The sequence below is a fragment of the Cupriavidus sp. WS genome, from assembly GCF_000395345.1.
Taxonomy (GTDB): Bacteria; Pseudomonadota; Gammaproteobacteria; order Burkholderiales; family Burkholderiaceae; genus Cupriavidus; species Cupriavidus basilensis_B.
The window spans coordinates 1-25403 of record NZ_AQPL01000132.1 but is presented as its reverse complement, the minus strand read 5'-3'; the positions used below and the strand labels follow the sequence as shown (position 1 = coordinate 25403).

Below are 25403 nucleotides of genomic sequence, written 5' to 3'. Positions count from 1 at the left end.
CCTGGACCACCGCCATCATGCAGCGCCACCACGAATCGAACATCACCCGAGAGATAGTGGCCACCAGAACCGGTACCGGCAGAATCCCAGCAGAACCACAGGCCCCACCACGAAACCACCACCCCGAGAAACCCTGTTCGGCTCTGCCCCTGCCGGCCAGGCAGCCCGCTTTCTTTGCCTACTTTCTTTTCGGGGAAAAGAAAGTAGGTCGCTCCGGGGGAGCGAAAGCCTTTGACTTTGAAGTTGACTTTGATTTTGACGTTCAGCAGTTGACTTTGACGTTCAACCGTTGACATTCAGCCGTTGACATTCAGCCATTGAATTTGGCATTAATCCATCGACGTCAAGCAATCAACATTAAACCGCAAACCCTAAAATCCCCCCAAACCCCAAAATAAAATCAAAAAACTACCGATAATTCCTCTCCCTCCGAATCATCCCCACCGCCAAAGTCGCAGTCAAAATAAACAGCCAGATCAGCGACCAGGCCGGAATCGACAAACCAAAAATCGGCGGCAGCGGCGCCGTGCACAGGCCGTCCGAGTAGAACACCTGCGGCAGCAGCTTGGCGGTGGGCAACCGGTTGACCCAGTTCTCCAGCGGGTCGATGCCGCAACTGGCCTTGGGGTTGAGCAGCAGCGACACGTGATAGCCGGCCACGGCGATGCCGCCGATGCCGGACAGCATGCCCAGTCCCTGCCACAGGCTGCGCGTGCTCTGCGCGATGGCGGCCAGCAGCGAGAAGATGCCGATGCCGACGAAGGCGAAACGCTGCATCACGCACAGCGGGCACGGCTGGTAGCCCTCCACGTGCTGCAGGTAGAGGGCATAGCCGACCAGGCCGAAGGAAATCACGGCGATCAACAGGAAGAAACTGCGCGAATTGGCTTGCATGGTTCAGTAGCGAATTGGACCCGGGGACCGGGCAGGACCGCGCATCGGTGTCGGCGCGCCGCCGGCCTGACGGCCGGACGTGCGCGATGCGAGGCTCATTATTACCGATTTTGCGCAGCGCGCCACGCGCCGTGCGCGGCGCCGCAAACGCGCCTGTTGCGGCGGATTGACGCAGTGGCTCTCACTCCAGATGACGCACACGGTCGATGGCCTGCTCCAGCCGCTCGACCGCGATCACCTCGAGGCCGTCGATCGGCTGCTTGGGCGCGTTGGCGCGGGGGATCACCGCGGTGGTGAAGCCGAGCTTGGCGGCTTCGCGCAGGCGTTCCTGCCCGCGCGGGCTGGGCCGGATCTCGCCGGCCAGGCCGACTTCGCCGAACACCACCAGGCCGCGCGGCAGCGGCTTGTTGCGCATCGACGAATGGATCGCCAGCAGCACCGCGAGGTCGGCCGCCGGCTCGGCGATCTTGACGCCGCCCACGGCGTTGAGGAACACGTCCTGGTCGAAGCAGGCGATGCCGGCATGGCGGTGCAACACCGCCAGCAGCATGGCCAGCCGGTTCTGCTCCAGCCCCACGGCCAGCCGGCGCGGGTTGGGCACCTGCGCGGCGTCGACCAGCGCCTGCACCTCCACCAGCAGCGGCCGCGTGCCTTCCTGCGTGACCAGCACGCAGGAGCCGGCCACCTGCTGCTCGTGCTGCGACAGGAACAGCGCCGACGGGTTGCTGATGCCGCGCAGGCCGCGCTCGGTCATGGCGAACACGCCCAGTTCGTTGACCGCGCCGAAGCGGTTCTTGAACGCGCGCACCAGGCGGTGCGAGGAATGGGTGTCGCCCTCGAAGTACAGCACGGTGTCGACGATGTGCTCGAGCACGCGCGGGCCGGCCAGCGCGCCTTCCTTGGTCACGTGGCCGACCAGGATGATGGTGGTGCCGCTGCCCTTGGCGATGCGCGTGAGCTGCGCCGCGCATTCGCGCACCTGGGCCACCGAGCCGGGCGCCGAGGTGAGCGCCTCGGAATACAGCGTCTGGATCGAGTCGATCACCGCCACCTCGGGCTTTTCCGCCTCCAGCGTGGCCTGGATCTTCTCCAGCTGGATCTCCGCCAGCAAGGCGAGCTGCGGGCTGTCCACGCCGAGGCGCTGGGCGCGCAGCGCGATCTGCGCGCCGGACTCCTCGCCGCTGACGTACAGCACGGGGCGCTCGGCGGCGAGGTTGGCCAGCGCCTGCAACAGCAGCGTGGACTTGCCGATGCCGGGATCGCCGCCGATCAGCACCACCCCGCCGGCCACCAGCCCGCCGCCCAGCACGCGGTCGAATTCCTCGATGCCGCTGGAAAAGCGCGGCACGTCGGCCGCGTCGATCTCGGACAGGCGCTGCACGCGGGCCGAGGCGGCCAGCGGCGCGAAGCGCTTGGCCGACGCGGTTTCCGCCACGGTCTCGACCAGCGTGTTCCATTGCTGGCATTGCGGGCACTGGCCCTGCCAGCGCGGCGAGGTGCCGCCGCATTCGGTGCAGGTATAGACGTTCTTTGGCTTGGCCAACTGGGATCCTCGGGGAAAACGGTGGAGACGATGAAAGCGGTGGAAAACCACCGGAGCGGCGGCGGCGGCAACAAGACGCGGCGAAAAACCGCCGAAACAGGCGGGCGGAGGCGAAACGGCGCACGGACGGCGCGCCGCCGCCGGGCCAGGCAGGCCACGGGCCGGCGCCGGCCCGCCCGCGGCCCCGGCGTCAGGCCAGCGCGGCCTGCTCCGGCGCCGTCAGCGTCGCCACCGTGACCGGCACGCGCGGCGCCAGCGCGCACATCAGCTCGTAACCCACGGTGCCGCTGGCCGCGGCCACGTCGTCGATCGGCAGGCCCTGGCCCCACAGGGTCACGGCGCTGCCCACGCGGGCCTTGGGGCAAGGCGTGAGGTCGACGCAGATCATGTCCATCGAGACCCGGCCCACCAGGTTCGTGCGCACGCCGTCGACCAGCACCGGCGCCGGGTTGTCGCCCCAGCCGGCGGCATGGCGCGGGTAGCCGTCGGCATAACCGCAGGCCACCACGCCGATGCGCATGGCGCGGTCCGCCGTGAACAGCGAGCCATAGCCGACGGTATCGCCGGGCTGGAGGTCCTGGACGGAGATCAGCTCGCTGTGCAGCGACATGGCCGGCTGCAGGCCGAAGCTGCTCACGTCGGCCGCCACCCCGGAGGGCGAGGCGCCGTACAGCACGATGCCCGGCCGCACCCAGGCGCGGTGCGCCTGGGGATGCCACAGCGTGGCGGCGGAGTTGGACAGGCTGGCCTCGCCCGGCAGGTTGGCCGTGGCGGCGTCGAACACCGCGAGCTGGTGCGCGATGCCGCGCGGGCTGTCGGCATCGGAGAAATGCGTCATATGCACGATGCTGCCCACGCACGGCAGGGCGCGCGCGCGCTCCCAGGCGGCGCGGTACTGGTCCGGGCGGAAGCCCAGGCGGTTCATGCCGGTATTGAGCTTGAGCTGGATCGCCAGCGGCCCCTTGGGGCGGCCGGCTTCCAGCATGCGCAGCTGTTCTTCGCAATGCACCGCAGTGGTGAGGCGGTATTGCTCCAGCAGCGGCACGTCCTGGGGCTGGAAGAAACCTTCCAGCAGCAGGATCGGGCCCTGCCAGCCGAGCTCGCGCAGCAGCACGGCTTCGTTCAGGTCGAGCAGGCCGAAGCCGTCGGCGGCGCGCAGGCCGGCAAAGGCGCGGCGGATGCCGTGGCCGTAGGCGTTGGCCTTGACCACGGCCCAGACGCGCGCTTCGGGTGCGCAGCGGCGCACGACTTCCAGGTTGTTGGCCAGGGCCGGTTGGTGGATGACGGCGTGAATGGGTCTAGGCATGGGATCGCTGTGGCTTCCAGGAGGCTGATGCGCGACGGCGCGGGAGGGGTCGGGGCCGGACCGAGGCCGGCCGGCAGGGGTCGCCCGCGGCCCGCGGATGCACCACATAGGGGAAGACCCGGTACGCGCTGCACGTCGCACAGACGTTATTTGAACACATCCGACTCAACATTTAGGGAATCGCAGCGCGCTTGCGCTGTCCAACCGGCGGCCCGGAGATGCTCGGAATCGCCTTATTTTCGTGTTATAAAGCCGGACGTTCCGACCATGTTTCAAAAGTGATGCAATATGTCAAACACGGTGAGGCAAGCTGCAAAGCACTCCCAGAGCTGGTCCGGGCATCACTTTGACAACGGCGCCAGCCCAGGTTCCCCGACGGCCTCCGGCGCCGCCGGCAACGCGGTCGTGACCGCGACCGTGACCGACTTGCACAGCAATTGCGATGGAGACAGAGTCCACAGTATGAAGAAGGGTTTTTATACCATCATGGCGGCGCAGTTCTTCTCCTCGCTGGCCGACAACGCGCTGCTGATCGCCGCCATCGCCCTTCTTACCGAGCTGCATTCCCCGCAGTGGATGACGCCGCTGCTCAAGCTGTTCTTCGTGCTGTCCTACGTGGTGCTGGCCGCCTTCGTGGGTGCCTTCGCCGACTCCATGCCGAAAGGCAAGGTGATGTTCATCACCAACACCATCAAGATCGCCGGCTGCGCCATCATGATGTTCGGGCTGCACCCGCTGCTCGCCTACGGCATCGTGGGCTTCGGCGCGGCCGCCTACTCGCCCGCCAAGTACGGCATTCTCACCGAGCTGCTGCCGCCGGAGCGGCTGGTGGCGGCCAACGGATGGATCGAGGGCCTCACGGTCGGCTCGATCATCCTCGGCACGGTGGTGGGCGGCGCGCTGATCTCGGTGCACATCTCCAAGGTGCTGCTCGGCTTCGACATGCCCTTCGTGGACACCGGCATCCACACCCCGGCCGAGGCGGCGATGGTGGTCATCATGCTGTTCTACGTGGTCGCCGCCATCTTCAACCTGTTCATCCCCGAGACCGGCGCGCGCTATCCGCAGCAGGAAAAGAATCCGATCAAGCTGATCGCCGAGTTCGCCGACTGCTTCACCGCCTTGTGGCGCGACAAGCTGGGCCAGATCTCGCTGGCCGTGACCACGCTGTTCTGGGGCGCGGGCGCCACGCTGCAGTTCATCGTGCTGAAATGGGCCGAGAAGTCGCTGGAGCTGAATTTATCGCAGGGCGCGCTGCTGCAGGCGGTGGTGGCGGTGGGCGTGGCGGTCGGCGCGATCCTGGCCGCGATGCGCATTCCGCTGCGCAAATCGCTGTCGGTGCTGCCGTTCGGCGTGGCGATGGGCGTGGTGGTGATGCTGATGGCCTTCTACACCAAGAACAGCCTGCCCGATGTCTCGTTCGACGTCCTCGGCATGCACATGCCGCTGTACATGGCCATCGCCTACCTGTTCCTGATGGTGGTGGGCGGCATGTCGGGCTACTTCGTGGTGCCGATGAACGCCCTGCTGCAGCACCGCGGCCACGTGCTGCTGTCCGCCGGCCACTCGATCGCGGTGCAGAACTTCAACGAGAACGTCTCGGTGCTGCTGATGCTGTGCCTGTACGCGCTGCTGATCAAGCTCAACGTGCCCATCGGCATCGTCATCGTGGCGTTCGGCATCTTCGTCTGCGTCACCATGACCCTGGTGATGCGCCAGCACCGCTACAACGTGCGCAACTTCGACTCGCTGGCGATGATCGGCGAGGACAAGCACCACTGACCCCGCCGCGCGCCTCTCTCCTTCTTCCTACCGGTAGTCGATCGTGAACATCACCGAGGTGTTGGCCTGCCCCGGCGTGATGGCTTCGCCGGTCTGCACGTAACGCGCCTGCAGCGCAATGGTGTAGCTGCCGCCGTCCACCGCGGCGGGCACGATGCCGCTCGGCATCACGCTGTGGTACGCCACCGGCGCGCCATCGGACGAGGCGATCTGCAGCCCGACGCCGCCCGCCGCGGGCTTGGCCTCGCTGCCCGCGCTCAGCGCGACGATCCCCTTGGCCGCGTCCACCACCTCGGTGGCCGGCGTCAGCAGGAAACCGAGCTGGTTGCCGGTGCCGCTCACGTCGCCCATCACGCCGTTGTCGTAGGACACGCTCGCCGTGGCGCCATGAAACGCCGGGCAGTTCAGCAACCGGATGTCGAATGCTTCCCACCGCGTGCCGCTGCCGACGCCGGAGAAGTCGCCGGGATTGTGGACACCCATGGGAACGCTGACGTCGGGCGTGGTGCAGGTCTGCGACACGATGCTCAGGCTGCCGGTGAAGGCGATCTCGAATGCCGCGAGGTAATCGAAGCCGGGGCCCTTGCGCCACTTCGAACTCACGCGCGGCAGCGATGCCCCGGCGACCGGGCCGCTGGCGGAAACCTTGCCGATCTTGATCAGCGAGACCTCGACGTATGGCGGCCCGACCTGGTAGACGCAATAGCCCAGGCAGTTGATCTCGTCCAGGCCCGGATAGAACTGACCGGCACGGACGTCGCGAATGGCCACGCCGATGCCAGGCAGTCCCGTTTCGTACACCTTCCCGGCGAATGGCCCCTGGTTCCAGGCGGCGGCTGGCTGGCTGGTAGTCAGATCGAGGGCATTCCTGACCGTTCTGACCGCGTAGTTCTTGCAGTCGATGCCCACCGCCTGCGCCGACACGGTCTGGCTGTAGATGACAGTGCCGTCGGGCACGTCGCGGCCGATGGTCAACGCGCCGGCGGCCAGCGGCACGCTCAGGATCGGCGGGTTGGGCGAACCGTCCGCCACATAGCAGTCGGACGCCGCGTTGGCGGCGCCAACCGCGCCCAGGCCGATCAGCAGCCCAACGAGATTGCGGAGATATGGCTTCATGTTCTTGTTCCTTCCTGTATGGCGCGGCCCCATCGCCGCCGCCGTTGTCCGTTCAGCCGACCGTGCAGACGCGCTTGAGGCGCAGCAGCGGGCTGCTGCCCTGCGCATCCGCGGCGGGCTCGATCTCGCACTGCTGACCGGCGCCGTCGCCCCAGCGCGCGGTGAGCGCGCCGCCGCCTTCCTTGAGGCGCACGTAGATGCGCCCGCCCTGCCCGACCAGCCCGGCGTTGTTGCCGTCGCCGTCGGTGACTTCGGCGCCGAACGGCACCGGCGTGCCATCCGCCAGCGCGGCGTCGATCAGCGCGGCCTGGCCCGACTCGGTGGCATAGCGCAGCATCACCACCGCGCCCGCGCGCGGCGCCACCTGCTGGCTGGTGACCTTGAGCTCGATGTCGTCGGGGATGTTGGCCGGATCGAGCGATACCTGGTTCTGCCGGTACGGCATCAGGTAGGGCACCACGCCGTAGCCGCGCCCGTCGAGCACCAGGCCCGGATAGCTGTCGATCCTGGCGCCGGCCGCGGCCGGGGCTTCCACCACGGCGAAGGTGTCGCCCGTGTACGGCGAGAAACTCACGCCGCCCGGATGCGCCACCACCGAGCCGCTCAGGCCGACCGACGCATTGCGGTAGCCCGAGCCCTGGCCGTAGGCGGCCTGGATCGAGGTGTAGGGCGTGCGGTACTGGCCGTTGAGCGCGCCCGAGACCTGGCCCGCGGCGCTGCGCGCGGCCGTCACGCCGTAGCTGAACTGGTTGTCCGCGCCCGCCACGCCGCTGACCGTGGTCTGCGCGCTGGTGCCGCCGCCGGTTTCGTGGCCGAGGCTGAACGCGAGCTGCGGCGCGCGGCTTGCGCGGCCGAGCGGCAGCGTCAGGTTGAGCATGAACTGGTTGTCGACGGTGCCGTTGGCGCCGCGCACGCGCGTGGCGGTGACCGAATAGTTCACCGGGCCGATGCGGTTGCTGTAGCCAAGCTGGTACTGCACGTCGTGCGGCTTGCCGTTCCAGTAGTCCTGCGCCAGCGCGCTGGCGAAGACCTGGCCCCAGCCGCGCGGCAGCGGCTGGCTCAGGCTCACCGTGGCGCGGCTCTTGGGGCGGTGCATGGCGCTGATGTCCTGGCCGCTGCGGGCCGCCTCCTCCATGCGCGCGGCGCCGGCGAAATCGACATAGCGGTCCGACGAGAAGCGATAGGTGGCCACCGACAGGTTGCTGCCGGTCTGCTGGAACAGCTTGCTGTAGGCCAGCCGCGTGCTGGTGCCGGCGAAGGTCTGCCCGCCGATCCTGGCGTAGGCGCCGGTGACGTCCATCGACACCGCGCCGAAGCCGGTGTCGAACGCGGCGCCGGCCAGCACCGCCGCGTAGCGGTTGCTCGCCTGCACGCCGGCGTAGCCGGTCAGGCTGTTGGTCAGCCCGCGCTGCACGGTGGCCTGCAGCAGCTTGGGCCGCGCCGACAGCGTGGTGTCGTTGAGCACGCCGGCGGTGACGCTGAAGCGCGTCATGCCGGGGCGCAGCAGCATCGGCACGGCGGCGTAGGGCACGGTGAAGGTGCGCTCGCGCCCGTCGGCCTCGGTCACGGTGACTTGCAGGTCGCCGCCGTAGCCGCTCGGGTAGAGGTCGTCGATGGCGAACGGGCCGGGCGCGACCGGCGTGTCGTAGATCACCACGCCGTTCTGGCGGATCGTCACGCGCGCGTTGGTGTCGGCCACGCCACGCACCACCGGCGCGTAGCCGCGCTGCGAGTCGGGCAGCATGCGGTCGTCGCTGGCGACCTGCGCGCCGAGGAACGGCAGCGTGTCGAACAGCTCGCCCGAGGTGTTCGCGCCGCCCAGCACGAGCCGGCTCTGGAGCGCGGTCAGGTCCTTCTGCACGTAGGTGTTGACGTTCTGGTACTTGCTGCCGGCGCCGGCCTGCGTGCTGAGCGAGCCGTTATGGCGGAAATACCATTCGCCGAGGTTGAAGCCGGCGTTGAGCGAGAGGAAGCCGGACGTGGCGGCGTGGCCGCCCGACTCGCTGCGGTAGACGTTGAGGCCGTAGCCGAGGAAACCAGCGGTCACGCCGCTGTCCCACAGCGCCGGGTTCACGTAGCCGCGCGGCGTGCGCCGCGCCATGTCCTGCGGAATGCTGACCTCGAGGCGCAACTGGCCCGGGTCCAGCGTGGCGGTGGCGTGCGGCACGATCTCAGGCAGTGTCAGGCACGCGCCCGGCGCCGCCAGCGCCGCGACCACGCCGGCGTCGACCTTGGACATGTCCACGCCGAACTGGTCGAGCTGCGCCAGCGTGACGCAGACCCTGGCGCCGCCCGGCTCGCCGCCGGCCTTGACCTGCACGTCGGTATAGCCCAGCAGCTGACCGTTCACGGTAAGTTCCGCGCGGTATTCGCCGGGCAGCACCGGGTTGCCATGCTGATAGCGCGACAGGTCGGCCTTGTGCCCGCCCTGCCGCACGAGGAAGTCGTCGTTGAACTCGACGCTGGCCACCGTCATCGGCGCGGCTGCCGCGGCGTTCGCGGGCATGGGCGCCGCCCATGCGCCGCCCATGCCGAACAGGACCAGCAACGCCAGGCACAGCGGCGTGCGTTGCGTGGAGAGGGTGTTCCTGGTGCGGTTCGAGATGTCGGGGCGCATGGTTTTGCAGGCCGTTGGGCAATGTGGCCCCCACGGCGGCGAACATGCGGCCTGCCGCGAGAACCCGGGTGACTGGAAGAAGGTGCGGAGGGCGCGGCGCTGGGGCCGCGCGCGCCTACCTGGCGACGGCGCCAGCCTTGTTGTCGATGACGGCGCCGTAGTCGTTGACGGTGGTGAAGACCACCTGTGCATCGCCGGCCGGCCGGGACAGGCCTTCGACCGGCAGCTCGATACTGCCGAGCGGCGGCACCATCTCGGCCTTGGCCTGATAGCGCTTGCCGCCGGTCTCGACCGCCGCGCTGGCGATGCTGACGTGGTAAGGCGTGGGATTGATCGCCTTGGCCACATAGCCGCCGGCACCGCCGGCGGCCGGCTGGATGGCCCAGGTCAGCCTGGCGGGCGCGCTGTTGGCGTCGCCGGGCAGGCCGCTGGGGCGGAAGAAAATCTTGAGGCGCGAGCGGAACGCCATCTGCAGCACGTTGGCGGGTGCATCGCTCTGGAGCTTGGGCGGGACTTCGAGCACATTGAGCCAGTAGACCGATTCGCGGTCCTGCGGCAACGGCTCCTGCGTATAGACCAGGCGCAGCGACTGTCCCTTGCCGGGGTCGATGCGCGCGATCGGCGGCAGCAGCGTGAACGGCATGCTGGCGGTGTTGGCGTCGGCACGGGCATTGCCATCGTCGACCCAGCTTTGCAGCAGCGCCGGCACCTTGCCGTCGTTGGTCACTTTGACCGTGACCTGCTTGGCCTGCGCCGGATAGATGACGCGCGTGCCGGAAATGACCACGCCGGCCCATGCGCTTGCCGCCGAGCCCAGCATGGCGGCGGCGAGTGCCGCGGCGGCCAGCTTGCGTGTTCGTTGTCCCATGATGGTTCCCCTGGTTGCCTTGTTGGTTTCCCGTATCCGGTGGATCCCGGCCGGTTTCTGTCGATCCCGGCCGGTCCCTTCCGTTGCTTCCCCTTCTTGCTGGTGACTCGCCTTCCGGCAGCCCTTACGGGCAGGCTGCCGGCATGGCGGCGGGCGATTACTTGTAGTCGATCGAGTAGGTCACCTGGCCGGTCACGGCGCCCGGCTGGACTTCGTCGCTCATCGCGCGGTAGGCGACGATGTACGGCAGCTCGGCCGCGCCGGCGGACAGTTCGTGCTTGGTGGAGCTGTCCTGGTTGGAGCCGACCTTGATCGGCTGGCCGCTGGTGGGATCCAGGAGAGCCAGTTCGACGTTCTTGGCAGCGTCTTCGCCGGTGGTGAGGTTCGCCAGCGTGCCGCGGTCGAGGTCTACGCCGGGGCCGGCTTCGAAGAACGCCGATGCCGTGGTGGCGGGACCGCTGCATTCCTTCAGGCCGACCACGAAGCGCGTCAGGCCGGACAGGGCGTCGGTGGAGCTCAGCGTGGCGGCGGCGACGGAGGGCAGCACCACGGTGGCGGCCGCCGGCGTTTCCGTGCCGTTGACGCTGATCTTGCAGGTCTGGGCAATCACTTCGCCTTCGAAGTTGATGGTGCCGTCGGAGGCTTGCGCGCCGGTGGCGACAGCGGCCAGGGCTGCGGTGGCGAGCAGGGTGCGGATAATGTTCTTGGTCATGGCGTTTTCCAGTTGGTTGAGGTTGGTGAAAATGCACCGTAAATGCGAAATCTTCATTTTCTCCGGTGCCTGACCTGTTTCCCGGGCCAGTGACTGAATTCTAATTTTCCGGTCCTTGGCTGTTAATTTGACCAGTACCAAGATTGGTAACGGATTTATAGGACTTGTACTAATCGCCAATTTTTCGGCACAAAAAGAGTCACTAAGATCACTTTAATGACGGCAATCCATATTCACGAATCCGCACATTCACGGTAACTTAGAAACAAAGAAGACACATTTCAGCAATTTTTGGTCAACAAACTGGCGAAACACGCGAACGGCGGTGCAAAAACCCGCGAAAGGCGCCGTCCGACCCGGAGCATCGGACAAATTCGCCTCCGGATCTGCACGGACTAGGACCAGCTGGAAATGCCATTTCCACCATTCACGGACGGACGTATTTTCAATACCGGCGGCGATGGAAAACGGGAAAATGAAGCGGTGCGGGAATGCCGAAAAAAGCGCGCGCGATGGCCCGCCCGCCATTCGCGGCAACGGAGATTATCGGAGGAGAATATGCCCGGGCTTCGGGCAGCGCGCGGCGGCGCGCGGCAGTGTTATTCGGCCGCCCGGGCCACGCGCTGCCGCGCCCGCTCTTCCCAGCCGGGCGGCACCACGAAGCCGCGCGTGCGCTCGCGCCAGAGACCGGGCGCGAGCGGCCCGGCGGGCTCCAGCTCGCACAGCATGACGGGCGCCTCGCGCCGCCAGCTCTTGTCGTGCCGGGTTTCCGCGAAGCGCAGCGCCAGCGCGTCGCGCACGGTGGCCAGCGGCTCGGTCTGCGCCCACGGCACCAGGGCCGGCGCCATCCACGCCGAGCGCGGCAGGCGGAACCAGCGCGAACCCGCGCGCGTGGCGGCCCAGTCCGCCCACTCCGGCAGCGTGTCCCACCAGCCGTGCAGATGGTCCGGCGCGATGCCGAGGTCGCGCACGCCGGCCGGGACGCGGCCATTGCGGTAGAACAGCCAGCCGAGCAGGTAGACCTCGCTGCGGTCCACCTTGCGGCCCAGCAGCGCGAACGCCTCGGGCATGTGCGACAGCGCCAGCTGGCGGTGCACGAGATGGCCGAGCTTGTCGCCCAGGCGGTCCACCAGGTTGGGGCCGACGAAATGATGCAGCCGGGGCGGCGCGGCATCGCCGCGCTGCGCCTCGGGGACGGGATCGACCAGCAGGTAGAACTTGGCCGCCATCTCCCAGTGCACGATGGCGCCGCTGCCGGCGTCGCGCCAGACGAAGTCGAGCTCGCCCAGCGTCTGGACGCCATGCGCGCCGGCGCGCCGCACCGGCAGATTGGCCGCCAGCAGTTCCAGCCCGGGAGTATGTTCCAGCGTGAACTGGAGCAGGCGCTCGGCGTGGCGCCCCAGCCGCAGGCTGGGCGCGTGCGCGGCGCCGTGCGGGCGCGGATGCTCGCGGCCCGCCGCCAGTTCGGCGATGGTGGGCGGCAGCGCGCCGGGATCGGCCGACAGCAGCCAGCGCTGCCAGCCCGCCAGCGCGCCGTCGGGCCAGCGCGCCAGCCCCGGGGCGATGCCGTTGGTGGTGCCGTTGAGGGCACCGTCGATGGCGGGATGGGTAACGCCGCCAGGACTGGCGGACATGCCGGCGGGAACCGCGCCGCCCGCCCTTTCTGTCGCCCTTTCTGCGGCCTCTTCTACGACCCCTCCCGCAGCCGCTACCGCCGGCAGGAACGCCAGCAGGGGCGGCGACAGCGAGCACCAGGCCAGTTCGCGCAGGCGCTGCGAAGCGGCATGACGCCACAGCGGCGCCACCTCGATGGCGCCGCCGGGGCCCAGGGCGGAGTCAGGCCTTGGCTCCCGCACGGGCATGCACCTCGCGGGCCAGGCAAAGGTCCTCCCACGCGCGCGCCTTGTCCGACAGCGTGCGCAGCAGGTAGGCCGGGTGATAGGTCACCACCACCGGGATGCCCTCGTAGCTGTGCACGCTGCCGCGCAGCTTGCCGATCGGCGTGGTGGTGCGCAGCAGCGACTGCGCGGCGAAGCGGCCCAGCACCACGATCAGCCTGGGCTGCACCAGCGCGATCTGGCGGCGCAGGTAGGGCTCGCACTGCGCGACCTCGTCCGGCTCCGGGTTGCGGTTGCCGGGCGGACGGCATTTCAGCACGTTGGCGATGAAGACATTGCGCCCGCGCGCCAGGCCGACCGCGGCCAGCATGTTGTCGAGCAGCTTGCCGGCCACGCCGACGAAGGGCTCGCCCTGCTTGTCCTCGTTCTCGCCCGGCGCCTCGCCCACCAGCATCCACTCGGCCTGGCGGTCGCCGACGCCGAACACGGTCTGGGTGCGGCGGTCGCACAGGCCGCAGTCGGTGCAGCCCGAGACGCGCGCCTCCAGCCCGGCCCAGTCGAGGCCGGCGATGACCGCCTCGCGCGAGCCGGCGGACGCCGGCATGGCGGGCTGCGCGGGGGCGGGGGCGGGGGCGAGCGCGAGCGCGAGCGCGGGCGGCGCTTCCGTTCGCGGTTCTGTCCGCGCCTCCGGACGAATTTCCGGGCGAATTTCCGGGCGAATCTCCGCCGGCGGCCGCGGCGCGGCTTCCGGCCCGGCCCGGTCGCGCACGGACGGCGGCGCCATTGCCGCATCCCCGGCGGCGACAGCCGGCGCTTCGGGCGGCGCGGCAACGGCGGCGGCAACCGGCTCGGCGGCGAGATTTGCGGCGACATCCGCGGCGACATCCGGCTCCGCCACCCCGTCCTGCGGCAATGCCGGCGCGTGGCGCGGCACCCACTCCTCGCTCACGCCCAGCACTTCGAGAAAACGCGCGCGCCGGTTCATGCCTGACCCTCCGCGGGCGGCCACGCGCGGCGCAGCACCAGGGCGTCCTCGCGGGTCTGGCCGGCCGCCGGGTAATAGCCCTTGCGCCGGCCGATCTCGGCGAAGCCCGCCTGGCGGTAGAGTTCGATCGCGCCGGTGTTGGACGGCCGCACTTCCAGCAGCATGGTGTGCAGGTGATGCGCGTGCGCGGTGGCCAGCGCGGCGGCCAGCATCAGCCGGCCCAGGCCGGTGCGCTGGCGCGCCGGGTCCACGGTGATGTTGAGCAGGTGCATCTCGTCCACCACCGGCATCAGCACGGCGTAGGCGGCCAGCGCGCCGGCCGGGTCGCGCAGCGTCATGCCGAGGTGGCCGGCCTTGACCGAATTCTCGAAATTGCCGCGCGTCCACGGATGGCTGTAGGCGCGCGCCTCGATGCCGGCCACGGCCTCGACGTCGAGCGCGCTCATGCGCCCGATCGCCCAGCCCGCCCCCAGCACCGGCATGACCGGCACTTCCGGCCAGCCGGCGGACGGCGGCGCCGGCGGCGCGCCGGCCTCGGCGGCAAGCGGCATGCTGCGGCGCGCGCTCATGGCCGTTCTCCGGTGGCGGCCAGCGCGGCGCGCTGCGCGGCGATGGCCTGGCGCTCGGCAATGGTCTGGGCGACCTTGTCGCGCAGGTAGATCGGCATGGCGTCCTCCGGCGCGACGGTCTCGTTGCGCGCCAGCGCGCGCAGCGCGATCGACACCAGCGCGGGCGCGGCGGGCAGCGCGCCGGGCACGCTGTGCTGCGCCAGCGCGGCGGCGGCCAGGCGCTCGCCGAACACGGCGGCGGCGTTGCCGGCCAGCCAGAACGGCGCGGGCGGCAAGGTCACCGCCTCGGGCGGGCACACCTGCATGGCGGTGACGGGCTGCCATTGCTGCGCGGCCTCGTCCCAGGCGAAGGCGCCGGCATAGGCTTCGTCCATGCGGGCATCCAGCGCCACCAGCACCGGCACGCCGGGCGGCAACGCGGGCGCGCCCGCCTCACTCGCCTCACCCACTTCACCCAGGCGCACGCGCTCGGCGCAGGCCATCAGCGAATTGACGGGAACCACCGGCAGGCCCGCGCCGAAGGCCAGGCCCTGGGCCACGCCGCAGGCGGTGCGCAGGCCGGTGAAGGAGCCGGGCCCGGCGCCGAAGGCGATGGCGGCGCAGTCGGCCAGCGCGATGCCGGCCTCGGCTAGCAGCTCGCCGGCGGCCGGCAGCACGCGCGCGGACGAGCGCGGGCCGGTGTGTTCATGACGCACCAGGCACTCCAGGGCACCGCCTCGGGCAAGGCGCCCGAGCGCGACGGAGCACCACTCGGTGGAGGTTTCGACAGCAAGAATCCAGGACATGGCGAGATTGTATCCGTTGCCACCTCAAAAGCTGAACTTGCGCGCGCGCGGCTGCCGCGTGCCGCCGGCGCGGCGGGCCGGACCGAGGCCTTCCTCGGTTTCTTTGCGCCCAAACGCGCGGCGGCGGGCGCTATCATCGCGCTGTCCGCGCCCGGCCCCGCCTCGCGCCCCGCCATTCCCCCAACGCACCCAGGAGACCCCATGAGCGACCTGCAGGCCCGCTTCGCCCAAGCCCAGCTCGACGTCAAGCAACTGACCGAGCGCCCCAGCAACATGACCCTGCTGCGCCTCTACGCGCTGTTCAAGCAAGGCAGCGACGGCGATGTCCACGGCGACAAGCCCGGCATGACCGATTTCGTCGGCCGCTACAAGTTCGAGGCCTGGGAAGCCATCAAGGGCACCAGCAAGGACGAGGCGATGGAAAAGTACGTCGCGCTGGTCGAGGAACTGCGCAGCGGCACGGCCGCCTGAACCTCGCCGCCGGAGCACGCCCCGGCCCGCCATGCGTTCATGCCGGCCCGCTAGGCCGGCAGCGGCCGCGGCCGGATGCGCCACGCCGCCAGGATGGCGGTGGCGATCACCAGCCCGACCGCGAGGAAGGTCTCGTCGAACGCGCGGATGCGCGCCGCGGCGTCGCCCTCCGGCCCCAGCACCGCGCCCTGCGCCGCGAGCCGCCACTGCAGGCCCACGCCGGCCAGGCTCACGCCGATGGCGCCGCCGAGCTGGCGCAGGAAATTGATGCAGCTCGAGCCCTGCGCGATCAGCGAATAGTCCACCCCGCGCATCGCGCCCAGCGTCAGCGACGGCAGGATGCAGCCCAGCCCGATGCGCCCCACGATGGCCCACGCCACCAGCAGCAGGTACGGCGTGGCCTGCGAACCCAGCGCCATCAGCAGGAAGGACGCCGCCAGCAGCGCCAGCCCGAACGAGACCTGCCGGTGCGGCGCGATGCGGTTGGTCAGCCGCCCCGCCGCGGCGATGGTGAAGGCCAGCGCCAGCCCGGCCGGCAGCAGCACCAGCCCCGCGCGCGACGGCGTGTAGGCCAGCGCCATCTGCATGTAGACCGGCAGCAGGTAGGTCGAGCCGAACAGGCCCGCGCCGTAGATGAAGGCCACCACCGCGCCGGCGGCGAACTGGCGGTAGCTGTACAGGCGCATGTTCATCAGCGGATGCGCCGCGCGCAGCTGCCACAGCACGAACAGCACCAGCATCAGCACGCCGAAGCCCGCCAGCGCCAGCCCGGCCGGCAGGCTCTCGCGCATCTGCACCACGCCGTTGAGCAGGCTCACGGTGGCGATGCCGGCCAGGCCCAGGCCGCGCCAGTCGAGCGGCTTGCGCTCGCCCATCATGGCCGAATCCACCGCCATGAAGCGGCGCGCCATCCAGAGGCCGATCAGCGTCAGCGGCACCACCACGAAGAAGATCGAGCGCCAGCCGAACGCCTCCACCAGGAAGCCGCCCACGCTCGGGCCCACCGCTGGCGCCAGCACCACGCCGAAGCCGAACAGGCCGATCGCCTTGCCCTGCTCGCGCTCGGCGAACACGCGCAGGATCAGGATGTTGGGCAGCGGCTGCAGGATGCCCGCGGCGATGCCCTCGGCCACGCGCATGGCGATCATCACCGCGTAGGTCGGCGAGAAGCCGCCCACCAGCCCGCCCGCGCCCAGCAGCAGCAGGCTGCCCACGAAGGTGCGGCGCAGGCCGTAGCGGTTGAGCAGCCACGGCGTGAGCAGCATCGACAGCGTCATGGCGATCATGAAGCTGGCCGCCACCCATTGCGCGCGCTCCTGGCCCAGCGCGAAATGCCGGCTCAGCGCCGGCACGGCCACGTTGACGATGGTGGAGGAGACGATCGACGACACCGTGCCGAGCATCAGCGTCAGCAGCACCAGCCAGCGCAACTGCTCGCCGTAGCGCGCGCGCAGCGATGCCCGCGTGGGGCCGCCGCCCGCCCTGCCCGGCGCCGTGTCCGTGGCGTCGTTGGCCTGCGCGCCGTCCGTCGGCCCGCCGGGGGCGGGCGGCGAAGGCTGCGCGCTCACCCCAGGCGCCCGCTGGCGGCCAGTTCGCGGATCTTGCGCACGGTGTCGATATCGGCCTCGTGATAGGCCGACTTGACGATCTCGGCGTAGCGGTCGTCGCCGCGTTCGTCGATGGCCGGCATGGTGGTCTCGTAGACGAAGCGCAGCAGCAGCGCGCCCGGGCCCGGCGTCTCGATCGCCATCGTCAGCGTGCCGCCGGCATGCTCGGCGGTGGCGGCGGTTTCGTAGCGCACCTCGCGGCGCGGCACGAACACCACGCGGTCGCGGATCGTGGCCTTGCCGAAATGCAGCACCCGCACCACGAAGTCGTCACCCCGCGCCACGATCTCGGCACGGTCCAGGCCCAGGACGAACAGCTCGGGCTCCGCCGAGCGCAGCACCAGCCCTTGCCAGAGCTGTTCCGGCGTCAGCGTGTCCAACTGGATATTGCGTGGATCGTTGATCTCCACAAGGTGCTCGAAGCGCAACTTCCCTCTCCTGGTCGATGGTTAGCCGACATTATGAAGGTTCCGCGTCAAGGTCTGCAGCAAAACTTCCCCGGCGCCGCCGGCCCGCGCCATGCCCCGGCAAGCGCGCCGGCCCGCAACACTCCTGACAGTTAATGTCAGGAGTGCCGGCGCACAATCGCGGCCCGATCACGCCCGCGACGCGGGCAGGAGACTGCGATGCAATTGCTGATCCAACTCGATGTCGACGACCTCGCGCGCGGCATCGGCTTCTATCGACGCGGACTGGGACTGAGCCTGGCGCGCACCCTGTCCGGCGGCGCGGTGGCGGAAATGCGCGGCGGCGGCGCGCCGATCTACCTGCGCGCGGGCCGCGCCGCCATGCCCGGCATGCGGCGCCCGCGCCGGACGCCCGCGCGGCTCGACTTCGTCGTGGCCGACCTGGAAGCCGCCATCGAGCGCGCGCTGGCAGCGGGCGCCGAACTGGAAGACTGGCCGCAGGACCTGCCCGAGGGCCGCTGCGCCATGCTGTGCGATCCGTTCGGACACGGGCTGTGCTTCGTCGAATGGCACGGCCACGACCATGCGTCGCACCACGCGCCGGCGGCGGGCCGCCCGCCCCGCCGGGCGCCCGCGCGCGGCGGGGCCCTGCCTGGCTGAGCCGGCCACGCGCGGCGATAATGGCGGCAGCACATCCACGTGGGCGGAGGAAAACCCGATGAGCGACGACCCGCCATCCGGCGGCCGGACCGGCCGCCTGCTGTCCGACGGCTTCGCGCTGCGCTACCGGCTCGAGGGCGACGGCGAGGGCCCGCCCCTGCTGGTCGTCGGCAGCGCCATCTACCATCCGCGCACCTTCTCGCAGGCGCTGCGGCGCAGGCGCCGGCTGGCCTTCATCGACCACCGCGGCTTCGCCGGCATCGAGCGGCCGCTGGCCGTGCAGGACGCCGCGCTCGAACGGGTCGTCGGCGACATCGAACGGATGCGGCTGCACCTGGGCCTGGCCCGCGTGGACATCCTCGGCCATTCCGGCAACGGCTACCTGGCGCTGGAATACGCGCGCCGTTTCCCCGCGCATGTCGGCCACGTGGTGGCCGTGGCGACCAGCCCGGATTTCTCGCCGGCGCACCTGGCGGCGCAGGAGCGGCGCTGGCAGGAAACCGTCGCGCCGGAACGCAAGCGCATCGACGCGGAACAGATGGCGGCGCTCGCCCGGGACCTCGCCGCGCAGCCGGACCAGGGCTTCATCGCGCTGTGCATCCGGATGCGCGCGCGCAGCTGGTTCGACCCGCGCTACGACCCCGCGCCGCTGTGGCGCGGCGTGCGCGTGAACATGCCGGTCATCGACCGGCTGTGGGGCGAGACCTTCCGCGATCTCGATATGCATGCGCTGCTGCGCGAGGTCCGCGCGCCGATCCTGCTCGCGCTCGGGCGCTGCGACTACCTGAGCGCGCCGGCCTCGGCCTGGGACGCCTATCGCGCCGACGCGCGCCGGCTGACCGTGCGGCACTTCGAGCGCAGCGCGCACTCGCCGCAGATGGAGGAGCCCGCGCTGTTCGACCAGGCCCTGCTGGAACATCTGCAAGGCTGAACGCAAGGCGGGCGGCAGCGCCGCGCGCCCTGCCGTCACCAAGACGCGCAGACCGGCGAGAGCGCAACGCTGGCGCCCCGCCAGCCCCGCGGCCGCGCTCAGCGGATCTGCAGGTCGCGCCTGATCTGCGCGCTGCCCTGCCTGACCGTGATGGTCAGGACGTCGCCCGAGACCGGCGGCGTCGCCAGGCTGGCCAGGTACTGGAAGCGGATGCCGGTCTGGATGCTCTGGAACAGGCCGGCCAGGTCGGTGCCCTCGACCCGCTTGTATTCGCCGCCGGTGTCGGCCGCCATCTTCTGCATGTCGGGCTCGTTGACGTCGCCCTGCCTGCCGAACGCGACCGTGTACAGCGGCACGCCCTTGGCCTGCGCCGCGCCGATGACGCTGGCGGGCGAGTACGGCGAGACATTGTTCTGCCCGTCCGTCATCGCCACCACGATGCGGCGCGCGTTGACCCCGGCATCGAGCAGGTCGAGGCCGGCCTGCGTGGCGGCATAGAACGCCGTGGTGCCGCCATAGCGGTAGCCGCCGCGGATCTGCCAGTCGCCGGTGGCCGGGTGGACCGGGTCGGGACCGTTGCCGCCGTAGATCTGCGAATCGTCGTTGTACAGGTCCACCACCGGGCGCAGCGCGGCGATGTCCTGCGTCAGCCCGCTGGCGCTGAAGCGGTAAGCGGCCACCGCCGCGCCGCCGCGATACCAGTTGTAGTTGCGCGCCAGGTTGGCATCGTCGATCTTCTCCACCTTGCTGTCGAAGATCACCACGCCGGCCTCGTCGGCGCCGCTGCGCAGGCCGTCGAGCAGCACGTGGCCGGCCGCGCCGGCGATCCGCAGCGCGCTCTTGCCGGTCGTGCCGACCGCGCCGAACATCGAGCCGCTGGCATCCATCACCATCGCCACGCTGGCATTCTGCGCGGCGCTGGCGCCGTAGGACAGCGCGCCCAGCAGCAACGCCGTGCCGGCCACGGCAAAGCCGAAATCCGCGGCGGCCAGGCCCAATACGGCCTTGCCGGTCTTGTCGTCGGTCACGGTCAGCGCGACCTTGCCGCCGCCGAGGTCCTGGACCACGCTGAGTACGTAGGTGGCGTTGGCCGGCAGCGCCGACACCGGCGGCTTGCCGGCGCCCGCGCCGACGATGAAGGACGACAGCGGACGGCTGATCGCGCCCAGGCTGCCGGGCTGGGCATGCGCCTGCACCGCGGTGTCGGGCACGTCGCCCGAGAAGGCCCCGCAGGCATCGGTGGTCAGGGTGGCGACCACCGTGCCGTCGGCGCTGCTGAAGTGCACGGCGAGCGCGGCGAGCGGGTCGTAGCCATCGGGCACCTCGGGGCAGGCCACGCTGGCGGGCTTGCGCAGCGCCGTGCCCGCCTGGCGCACGATCATGATGCCGCGCGCGGCGCTGTCCTGCGGCTGTACCAGGACGCCGGCCACCGCCACCGTCTTCGGCGCGGCGGGAGCCGAAGGATCGGGGCTGGCCGGCGCCATGCCCGCGGGCGTGCCATTGCCATCGTCGGAGCCGCCGCAGGCGGCCAGTACCGCCACCGCCAGCAGGCTGAGCACGGCATGTCGAAATTCGCGCATCGATTCTTCCTCGGGAAAATGCAGTTATCGTTCTGTCGCGACGCATTCGCGCGGCCATGCCTGCCGGCAACGCAAGCGCATTCGCCCGCCGATGATTCCATCGCCGGCCCGGAAAAGGCGTCAGCCGTATTTGTACGAAGCGAGGGAAACGTCTGGCGATGGTGACAAAAGGAACAAAGCCGCCGCGCTTGATCCAGCGCAAGGAATCGAGGCGGCGGATGTGCCGCCGGCCGGCCGCGCGCGCCGCCACGCCAAACGGATAAGCAAGCGCGCTTTGCTTCGTTGGTGGCGCGCGCGGCTTGTTCTATCGTCAAGCCTTCGCAGGCCCTGCGCGGCACTCCCGCGCTCCACGCAACCCGAGTACAAGACCCGCGCCGTGGACCGCCGGGTGCCCGGCGAAGGCCATCCGCAACCGGGGACATTCCAATGAGCGCCACCACACGCCCGCGCCAGCTTCACCTCAACATCAACCTGCTGCACTCTGGCTTCGTGCCGTCCGCGTGGCGGCTGCCCGAGGCCGATCCCTACGCCTTCGCCGACGTGCGCCACTACGTGCGCGTGGCGCGGATCGCCGAGGCCGCCAAGCTCGACGCCGTGTTCCTGGCCGACAGCGCCGCCATCGTCGACCAGATCCACTTCCGCCCGATCACCGCGCTGGAGCCGACCGTGCTGCTGGCCAGCGTCGCCGCGGCCACCACGCATATCGGCCTGATCGGCACGGCCTCGACCAGCTACAACGAGCCCTACAACATCGCGCGGCGCTTCGCCACGCTGGACCACGTGAGCGGCGGGCGCGCCGGCTGGAACGTCGTGACCACCGCCGACGTGCCGTCGGCGCGCAACTTCGGGCGCGAGGCCGCGCCGGACCACGCGCAGCGCTACGCGCGCGCGGCCGAGTTCACCGCGGTGGTCAAGGCGCTGTGGGACAGCTGGGAGGACGACGCCTTCATCGGCGACAAGGCCGGCGGGCGCTTCGTCGATCCCGGCAAGGTGCATCCGGTCGCCCATCACGGCGAGCACTTCAGCGTGCAGGGTCCGCTCAACCTGCCGCGCCCGCCGCAGGGCCACCCGGTGGTGGTGCAGGCCGGCGGCTCCGCCGACGGGCGCGAGCTGGCCGCGCGCCATGCCGAGGCGGTGTTCTCGGCCTCGCAGTCGTTCGAGGAATCGCTGGCCTACGGGCGCGAGCTCAAGTCGCGCGCGCAGGCGCTCGGGCGCGGGCCGGACGCGGTGCAGGTGCTGGCCGGCCTCACCACCATCATCGGCGCCACCGAGGCGCAGGCACGCCGGCGCCGCGACGAGCTGGTCGACCTGATCCCGTGGGACTACAGCCTCGCGCGGCTGGCCGGCATCCTCGGCATCGCGCCGGAGCGCCTCAGGCTCGACGAGCGCCTGCCCGACAACCTCGCGCTGCCCGCCATCGGCAACGGCAACCACACCTTCTTCAACGCCACGCTGGCCACCGCGCGCCGCCACGGCTACACCGTGCGCGAGCTGGTGCGCGAACTGGCCGGCGGCGGCGGGCACCGCGTGATCGTCGGCACGCCCGAGCAGATCGCCGACGACATCGAGCACTGGTTCCGCCACGGCGCCGCCGACGGCTTCAACCTGATGCCCGACGCCCTGCCCGGCGGGCTGCAGGATTTCGTCGACGGCGTGGTGCCGATCCTGCAGCGCCGCGGCATCTTCCGCACCGAGTACGAAGGCACCACCCTGCGCGACCATCTCGGGCTGGCGCGCCCGCAGGGCCGGCAAGGCGCGCGCAAGGCCGCCTGACACGCAAGGGACAACCAACCAAGGGACAACTCATCATGGCTCAACGCAGCGGCTTCCTCAGCCTGGGCGCTTTCCTCTATCCGGGCGGCCACCACATCGCCGCCTGGCGCCACCCCGACGCCAAGGCCGACGCCGGCATCGACTTCAAGCACTACGTGGCGCTGGCGCAAGCCGCCGAGGCCGCCAAGTTCGACCTGGTCTTCCTCGCCGACGGCGTCGGCACGCGCGGCGACGACGTGGAATTCCTCAGCCGCACCGCGCACAGCTACCAGGCGCAGTTCGAGCCGATCACGCTGCTGTCCGCGCTGGCCGCCGTGACCGAGCGCATCGGCCTGGTCGGCACCGCCTCGACCAGCTTCAACGAGCCGTACCACATCGCCCGCAAGTTCGCCTCGCTCGACCACATCTCGGGCGGGCGCGCCGGCTGGAACCTGGTCACGTCGTCGAGCGAGCACGAGGCGCACAACTTCAACCGCGAGCACCACTTCGCGCATGCCGACCGCTACGAGCGCGCCGCCGAGTTCGCCGACGTGGTGGGCGGCCTGTGGAACAGCTGGGAAGACGACGCCTTCCTGCGCGACAAGGCCAGCGGCCGCTACTACGACCCGGCGCGGCGCCACGTGCTCGGGCACAAGGGCAAGCATTTCCAGGTGCACGGCCCGCTCAACGTCTCGCGCACGCCGCAGGGCCATCCGGTGGTGGTGCAGGCCGGCTCGTCCGAGGCCGGCAAGGAACTGGCCGCGCGTACCGGCGAGGCCGTGTTCACCGCGCAGCAGACCGTGGAGGACGCGGTGGCGTTCTACGCCGACGTGAAAGGCCGCCTCGCCAAGTATGGCCGCGAAGCGGACGACCTCAAGATCCTGCCCGGCGTGTTCCCGGTGGTCGGCCACAGCGAGAGCGAAGCGCGCGAGAAGTTCGAACAGCTGCAGTCGCTGATCGACCCGGTGGTGGGCCTGGCGCTGGTGTCCAGCCTGAGCGGCGGCTTCGACCTGTCGGGCTACCCGCTCGACGGCCCCATCCCCGAGCTGCCCGAGACCAACGCCAGCAAGAGCCGCCAGCGCCTGCTGATCGACCTCGCGCGGCGCGAGAACCTGACCATCCGCCAGCTCTACCAGCGCGTGGCCGGCGCGCGCGGCCACTGGCAGCTGGTCGGCACCGCGGAGCAGATCGCCGACCAGCTCGAAGAACGCTTCCGCAAGTACGGCGCGGACGGCTACAACATCATGTCGCCGGTGCTGCCCGGCGGCCTCACCGATTTCATCGCGCTGGTGCTGCCGGAGCTGCGCCGGCGCGGCCTGTTCCGCACCGAATACGCCGGCGCCACGCTGCGCGAGCACCTCGGGCTCAAACGCCCCGCTCATCCCGCCGCGCAAGCCAGCGCCGGCCAGACCACGCCGACCACCGCCATCGCCGCATGACCGACCTGTCCTCCCTCGCCCAAGCCGGCGCCGCCGCCGATCCCGATTTCCTCGCGCGCGAGACGCTGCGCCTGATCGGCCCCGCGCCCGACGACTGGGTGCCCGCCCATGCCGGCATCGACCACAACGTCGCCATCGTCGGCGGCGGCCAGAGCGGCAGCGCCTACGCCTTCGCGCTGCGGCGCGCCGGCATCGGCCGCGTCACCGTGCTCGACGCCGCGCCCGACGGCGCGCGCGCGGGCGTGTGGCGCGAACGCGCGCGCATGCAGAAGCTGCGCACGCCCAAGAACCTGGTCGGCCCCGAGCTCGGCCTGCCCGCGCTCGGCTTCCAGGCCTGGTACGAAGCGCGCCACGGCGCGCAGGCCTACGCCGCCATCGACCGCATTCCGCGCCTGGCCTGGGCCGACTATCTCGACTGGTTCCGCAGCTTCCTCGGCATCGACGTCCGCTACGGCACGCGCGTGAAGCGCATCGAACCCGTGACCGGCGCCGCCGTGCCGCACTTCCGCCTGCACCTGGAGATCGACGGCCAGCCGCGCACCGAGACCGCGCGCAAGGTCATCCTCGCCAGCGGCGTGGCCGGCAACGGCGCGCCGTTCGTGCCGGCCGTGCTGTCGGCGGCGGTGGCCGCGGGCCTGGCCGCCCACACCGCCGACGCCATCGACTTCGCCGCGCTGCGCGGCAAGACCGTGGCCGTGCTCGGCGCCGCGGCCTCCGCCTTCGACGCCGCCGCGGTCGCGCTAGAAGCCGGCGCCGCCGCCGTGCACCTGTTCGCGCGGCGCGATCACATTGCCGCCACGCCGGTCTCGCGCATCCGCGCCTACCCCGGCCTCTACGACAACTACCATGCGCTGCCCGACGCCACGCGCTGGGAGCAGGCCCTGCGCTACCGCCGCGCCGGCTCCACGCCGCCGGCCGACTCGGTGGAGCGCGTGCTCGGCTTCGAACAGTTCCATCTGCACCTGAGCGCGCCGTGGCGCGCGGCCGAGATCGAAGGCGGGCGCATCGCCGCGCAGGTACGCGGCGAGACGCTGCGCTTCGACTTCGCCATCGCCGGCACCGGCTACCTGGTCGACCCCGCCGCCCGGCCCGAGCTGGCCGACATCGCGCCGCACGTGCTGCGCTGGCGCGACCGCTACCAGCCGCCAGCCGACGCGCGCGACGACGAACTGGGTGCCTCGCCCTACCTCGGCAGCGGGCTGGAATACCTGGAAAAGACGCCCGGCAGCGCGCCGTGGTTAAGCGACATCCACGTGCACAACCCGGGCGGGTTCGCCAGCACCGGCGTGCCGCTCGGCGACGTGCCGAGCATGCGGCGCGATATTCCTGGCGCGGTGGCGCGCATCAGCCGGGATTTGCTGTTGGCGGATTTGCCGCTGCATGAGCGGCGTATTCGGGGGGAAGTGCCGGTGGATTTTGGGCCGGAGTTTTATGCGGCGGCATTGTGGAAGGGGGAGGATTTGGAGGTTGAGTGATAATTTTTATTAATATTTATAAAAATAAAATTCGACTTATAAGTCAAATACTTTAACTTCTTCAAA

22 protein-coding genes are annotated in these 25403 nt (G+C 70.3%); 7 read left to right on the top strand and 15 right to left on the bottom strand.

The genetic code is table 11. The features are described from left to right. The 4 genes from K206_RS42785 to alr form a co-directional block, all read right to left on the bottom strand. Positions 1-296, bottom strand: a 296-nt coding sequence (locus K206_RS42785; RefSeq protein WP_155888046.1) for a hypothetical protein, incomplete at its 3' end; no start/stop codon positions are given. Positions 297-408: 112 nt separating this feature from the next. Further along, the gene (locus K206_RS0112460; protein ID WP_020202747.1) at positions 409-894 is read right to left on the bottom strand and encodes a disulfide bond formation protein B; all 486 of its coding nucleotides are present in this window, start codon (positions 892-894) and stop codon (positions 409-411) included. A 181-nt stretch (positions 895-1075) separates the two neighbouring features. Further along, positions 1076-2437 (bottom strand): DNA repair protein RadA, encoded by a 1362-nt coding sequence (radA, locus tag K206_RS0112455; protein ID WP_020202746.1) that lies wholly within the window; start codon positions 2435-2437, stop codon positions 1076-1078. A gap of 190 nt (positions 2438-2627) precedes the next feature. Then, on the bottom strand, positions 2628-3743 hold the full coding sequence (alr, locus tag K206_RS0112450; protein WP_020202745.1) for an alanine racemase: 1116 nt from the start codon (positions 3741-3743) through the stop codon (positions 2628-2630). A 462-nt stretch (positions 3744-4205) separates the two neighbouring features. Here alr and lplT point away from each other — a divergent pair, with 462 nt between their 5' ends. After that, positions 4206-5525 (top strand): lysophospholipid transporter LplT, encoded by a 1320-nt coding sequence (gene lplT / locus K206_RS0112445; RefSeq protein WP_020202744.1) that lies wholly within the window; start codon positions 4206-4208, stop codon positions 5523-5525. 27 nt (positions 5526-5552) lie between these two features. On the opposite strand, the gene K206_RS0112440 is transcribed toward lplT, so the two are convergent. From K206_RS0112440 to tsaB, 8 genes are all read right to left on the bottom strand, one after another. Continuing rightward, complete coding sequence (locus tag K206_RS0112440) at positions 5553-6641, bottom strand: fimbrial protein (protein ID WP_020202743.1); 1089 nt, start codon at positions 6639-6641, stop codon at positions 5553-5555. Positions 6642-6693: 52 nt separating this feature from the next. Next, positions 6694-9258 carry a fimbria/pilus outer membrane usher protein gene (locus K206_RS0112435; RefSeq protein ID WP_020202742.1) on the bottom strand — a complete coding sequence of 855 codons (2565 nt, stop codon included), beginning with the start codon at positions 9256-9258 and terminating at the stop codon, positions 6694-6696. Positions 9259-9373: 115 nt separating this feature from the next. After that, entirely contained in the window at positions 9374-10126 is a 753-nt protein-coding gene (locus K206_RS0112430) for a fimbria/pilus periplasmic chaperone (protein WP_029043548.1), read from the bottom strand. Positions 10127-10283: 157 nt separating this feature from the next. Beyond that, positions 10284-10838, bottom strand: a complete 555-nt coding sequence (locus K206_RS0112425) for a fimbrial protein (RefSeq protein ID WP_029043547.1) — start codon at positions 10836-10838, stop codon at positions 10284-10286. Positions 10839-11437: 599 nt separating this feature from the next. Further along, entirely contained in the window at positions 11438-12700 is a 1263-nt protein-coding gene (locus K206_RS0112420) for a DUF1853 family protein (protein ID WP_043366414.1), read from the bottom strand. Continuing rightward, complete coding sequence (locus tag K206_RS0112415) at positions 12675-13661, bottom strand: uracil-DNA glycosylase family protein (protein WP_020202738.1); 987 nt, start codon at positions 13659-13661, stop codon at positions 12675-12677. Before K206_RS0112415 ends, K206_RS0112420 begins: the two co-directional genes overlap by 26 nt. Beyond that, positions 13658-14212, bottom strand: a complete 555-nt coding sequence (gene rimI, locus K206_RS0112410) for a ribosomal protein S18-alanine N-acetyltransferase (protein ID WP_155888047.1) — start codon at positions 14210-14212, stop codon at positions 13658-13660. The genes K206_RS0112415 and rimI overlap by 4 nt, the downstream gene beginning before the upstream one ends. Before the next feature lie 14 nt (positions 14213-14226). Continuing rightward, positions 14227-15015 (bottom strand): tRNA (adenosine(37)-N6)-threonylcarbamoyltransferase complex dimerization subunit type 1 TsaB, encoded by a 789-nt coding sequence (gene tsaB / locus K206_RS0112405; RefSeq protein WP_029043545.1) that lies wholly within the window; start codon positions 15013-15015, stop codon positions 14227-14229. A 201-nt stretch (positions 15016-15216) separates the two neighbouring features. Between tsaB and K206_RS0112400 the strand changes: the two genes are divergently transcribed. After that, positions 15217-15486, top strand: a complete 270-nt coding sequence (locus K206_RS0112400; protein WP_020202735.1) for an acyl-CoA-binding protein — start codon at positions 15217-15219, stop codon at positions 15484-15486. 50 nt (positions 15487-15536) lie between these two features. Here the strand turns inward: K206_RS0112400 and K206_RS0112395 are convergent, their stop codons facing one another. Both K206_RS0112395 and K206_RS0112390 read right to left on the bottom strand, forming a co-directional pair. Next, the gene (locus K206_RS0112395) at positions 15537-16940 is read right to left on the bottom strand and encodes a DHA2 family efflux MFS transporter permease subunit (RefSeq protein ID WP_029043544.1); all 1404 of its coding nucleotides are present in this window, start codon (positions 16938-16940) and stop codon (positions 15537-15539) included. A gap of 110 nt (positions 16941-17050) precedes the next feature. Next, positions 17051-17521, bottom strand: coding sequence for an SRPBCC family protein (locus K206_RS0112390; RefSeq protein WP_020202733.1), 471 nt, complete (start codon positions 17519-17521; stop codon positions 17051-17053). A 198-nt stretch (positions 17522-17719) separates the two neighbouring features. Here K206_RS0112390 and K206_RS0112385 point away from each other — a divergent pair, with 198 nt between their 5' ends. Beyond that, the gene (locus K206_RS0112385; RefSeq protein WP_020202732.1) at positions 17720-18160 is read left to right on the top strand and encodes a VOC family protein; all 441 of its coding nucleotides are present in this window, start codon (positions 17720-17722) and stop codon (positions 18158-18160) included. A gap of 58 nt (positions 18161-18218) precedes the next feature. Further along, positions 18219-19091, top strand: a complete 873-nt coding sequence (locus K206_RS0112380) for an alpha/beta fold hydrolase (protein ID WP_020202731.1) — start codon at positions 18219-18221, stop codon at positions 19089-19091. Positions 19092-19189: 98 nt separating this feature from the next. Here K206_RS0112380 and K206_RS0112375 read toward each other — a convergent pair whose 3' ends face one another. After that, the gene (locus K206_RS0112375; protein WP_029043542.1) at positions 19190-20671 is read right to left on the bottom strand and encodes a VWA domain-containing protein; all 1482 of its coding nucleotides are present in this window, start codon (positions 20669-20671) and stop codon (positions 19190-19192) included. Positions 20672-21097: 426 nt separating this feature from the next. Here K206_RS0112375 and K206_RS0112370 point away from each other — a divergent pair, with 426 nt between their 5' ends. The 3 genes from K206_RS0112370 to K206_RS0112360 are packed head-to-tail and all read left to right on the top strand — an operon-like array spanning position 21098 to position 25337. Then, positions 21098-22444, top strand: a complete 1347-nt coding sequence (locus K206_RS0112370) for an LLM class flavin-dependent oxidoreductase (RefSeq protein ID WP_020202730.1) — start codon at positions 21098-21100, stop codon at positions 22442-22444. Positions 22445-22479: 35 nt separating this feature from the next. Then, complete coding sequence (locus K206_RS0112365) at positions 22480-23862, top strand: LLM class flavin-dependent oxidoreductase (protein WP_020202729.1); 1383 nt, start codon at positions 22480-22482, stop codon at positions 23860-23862. Continuing rightward, complete coding sequence (locus K206_RS0112360) at positions 23859-25337, top strand: SidA/IucD/PvdA family monooxygenase (RefSeq protein WP_020202728.1); 1479 nt, start codon at positions 23859-23861, stop codon at positions 25335-25337. The genes K206_RS0112365 and K206_RS0112360 overlap by 4 nt, the downstream gene beginning before the upstream one ends. The last annotated feature ends 66 nt before the right edge of the window (positions 25338-25403 follow it).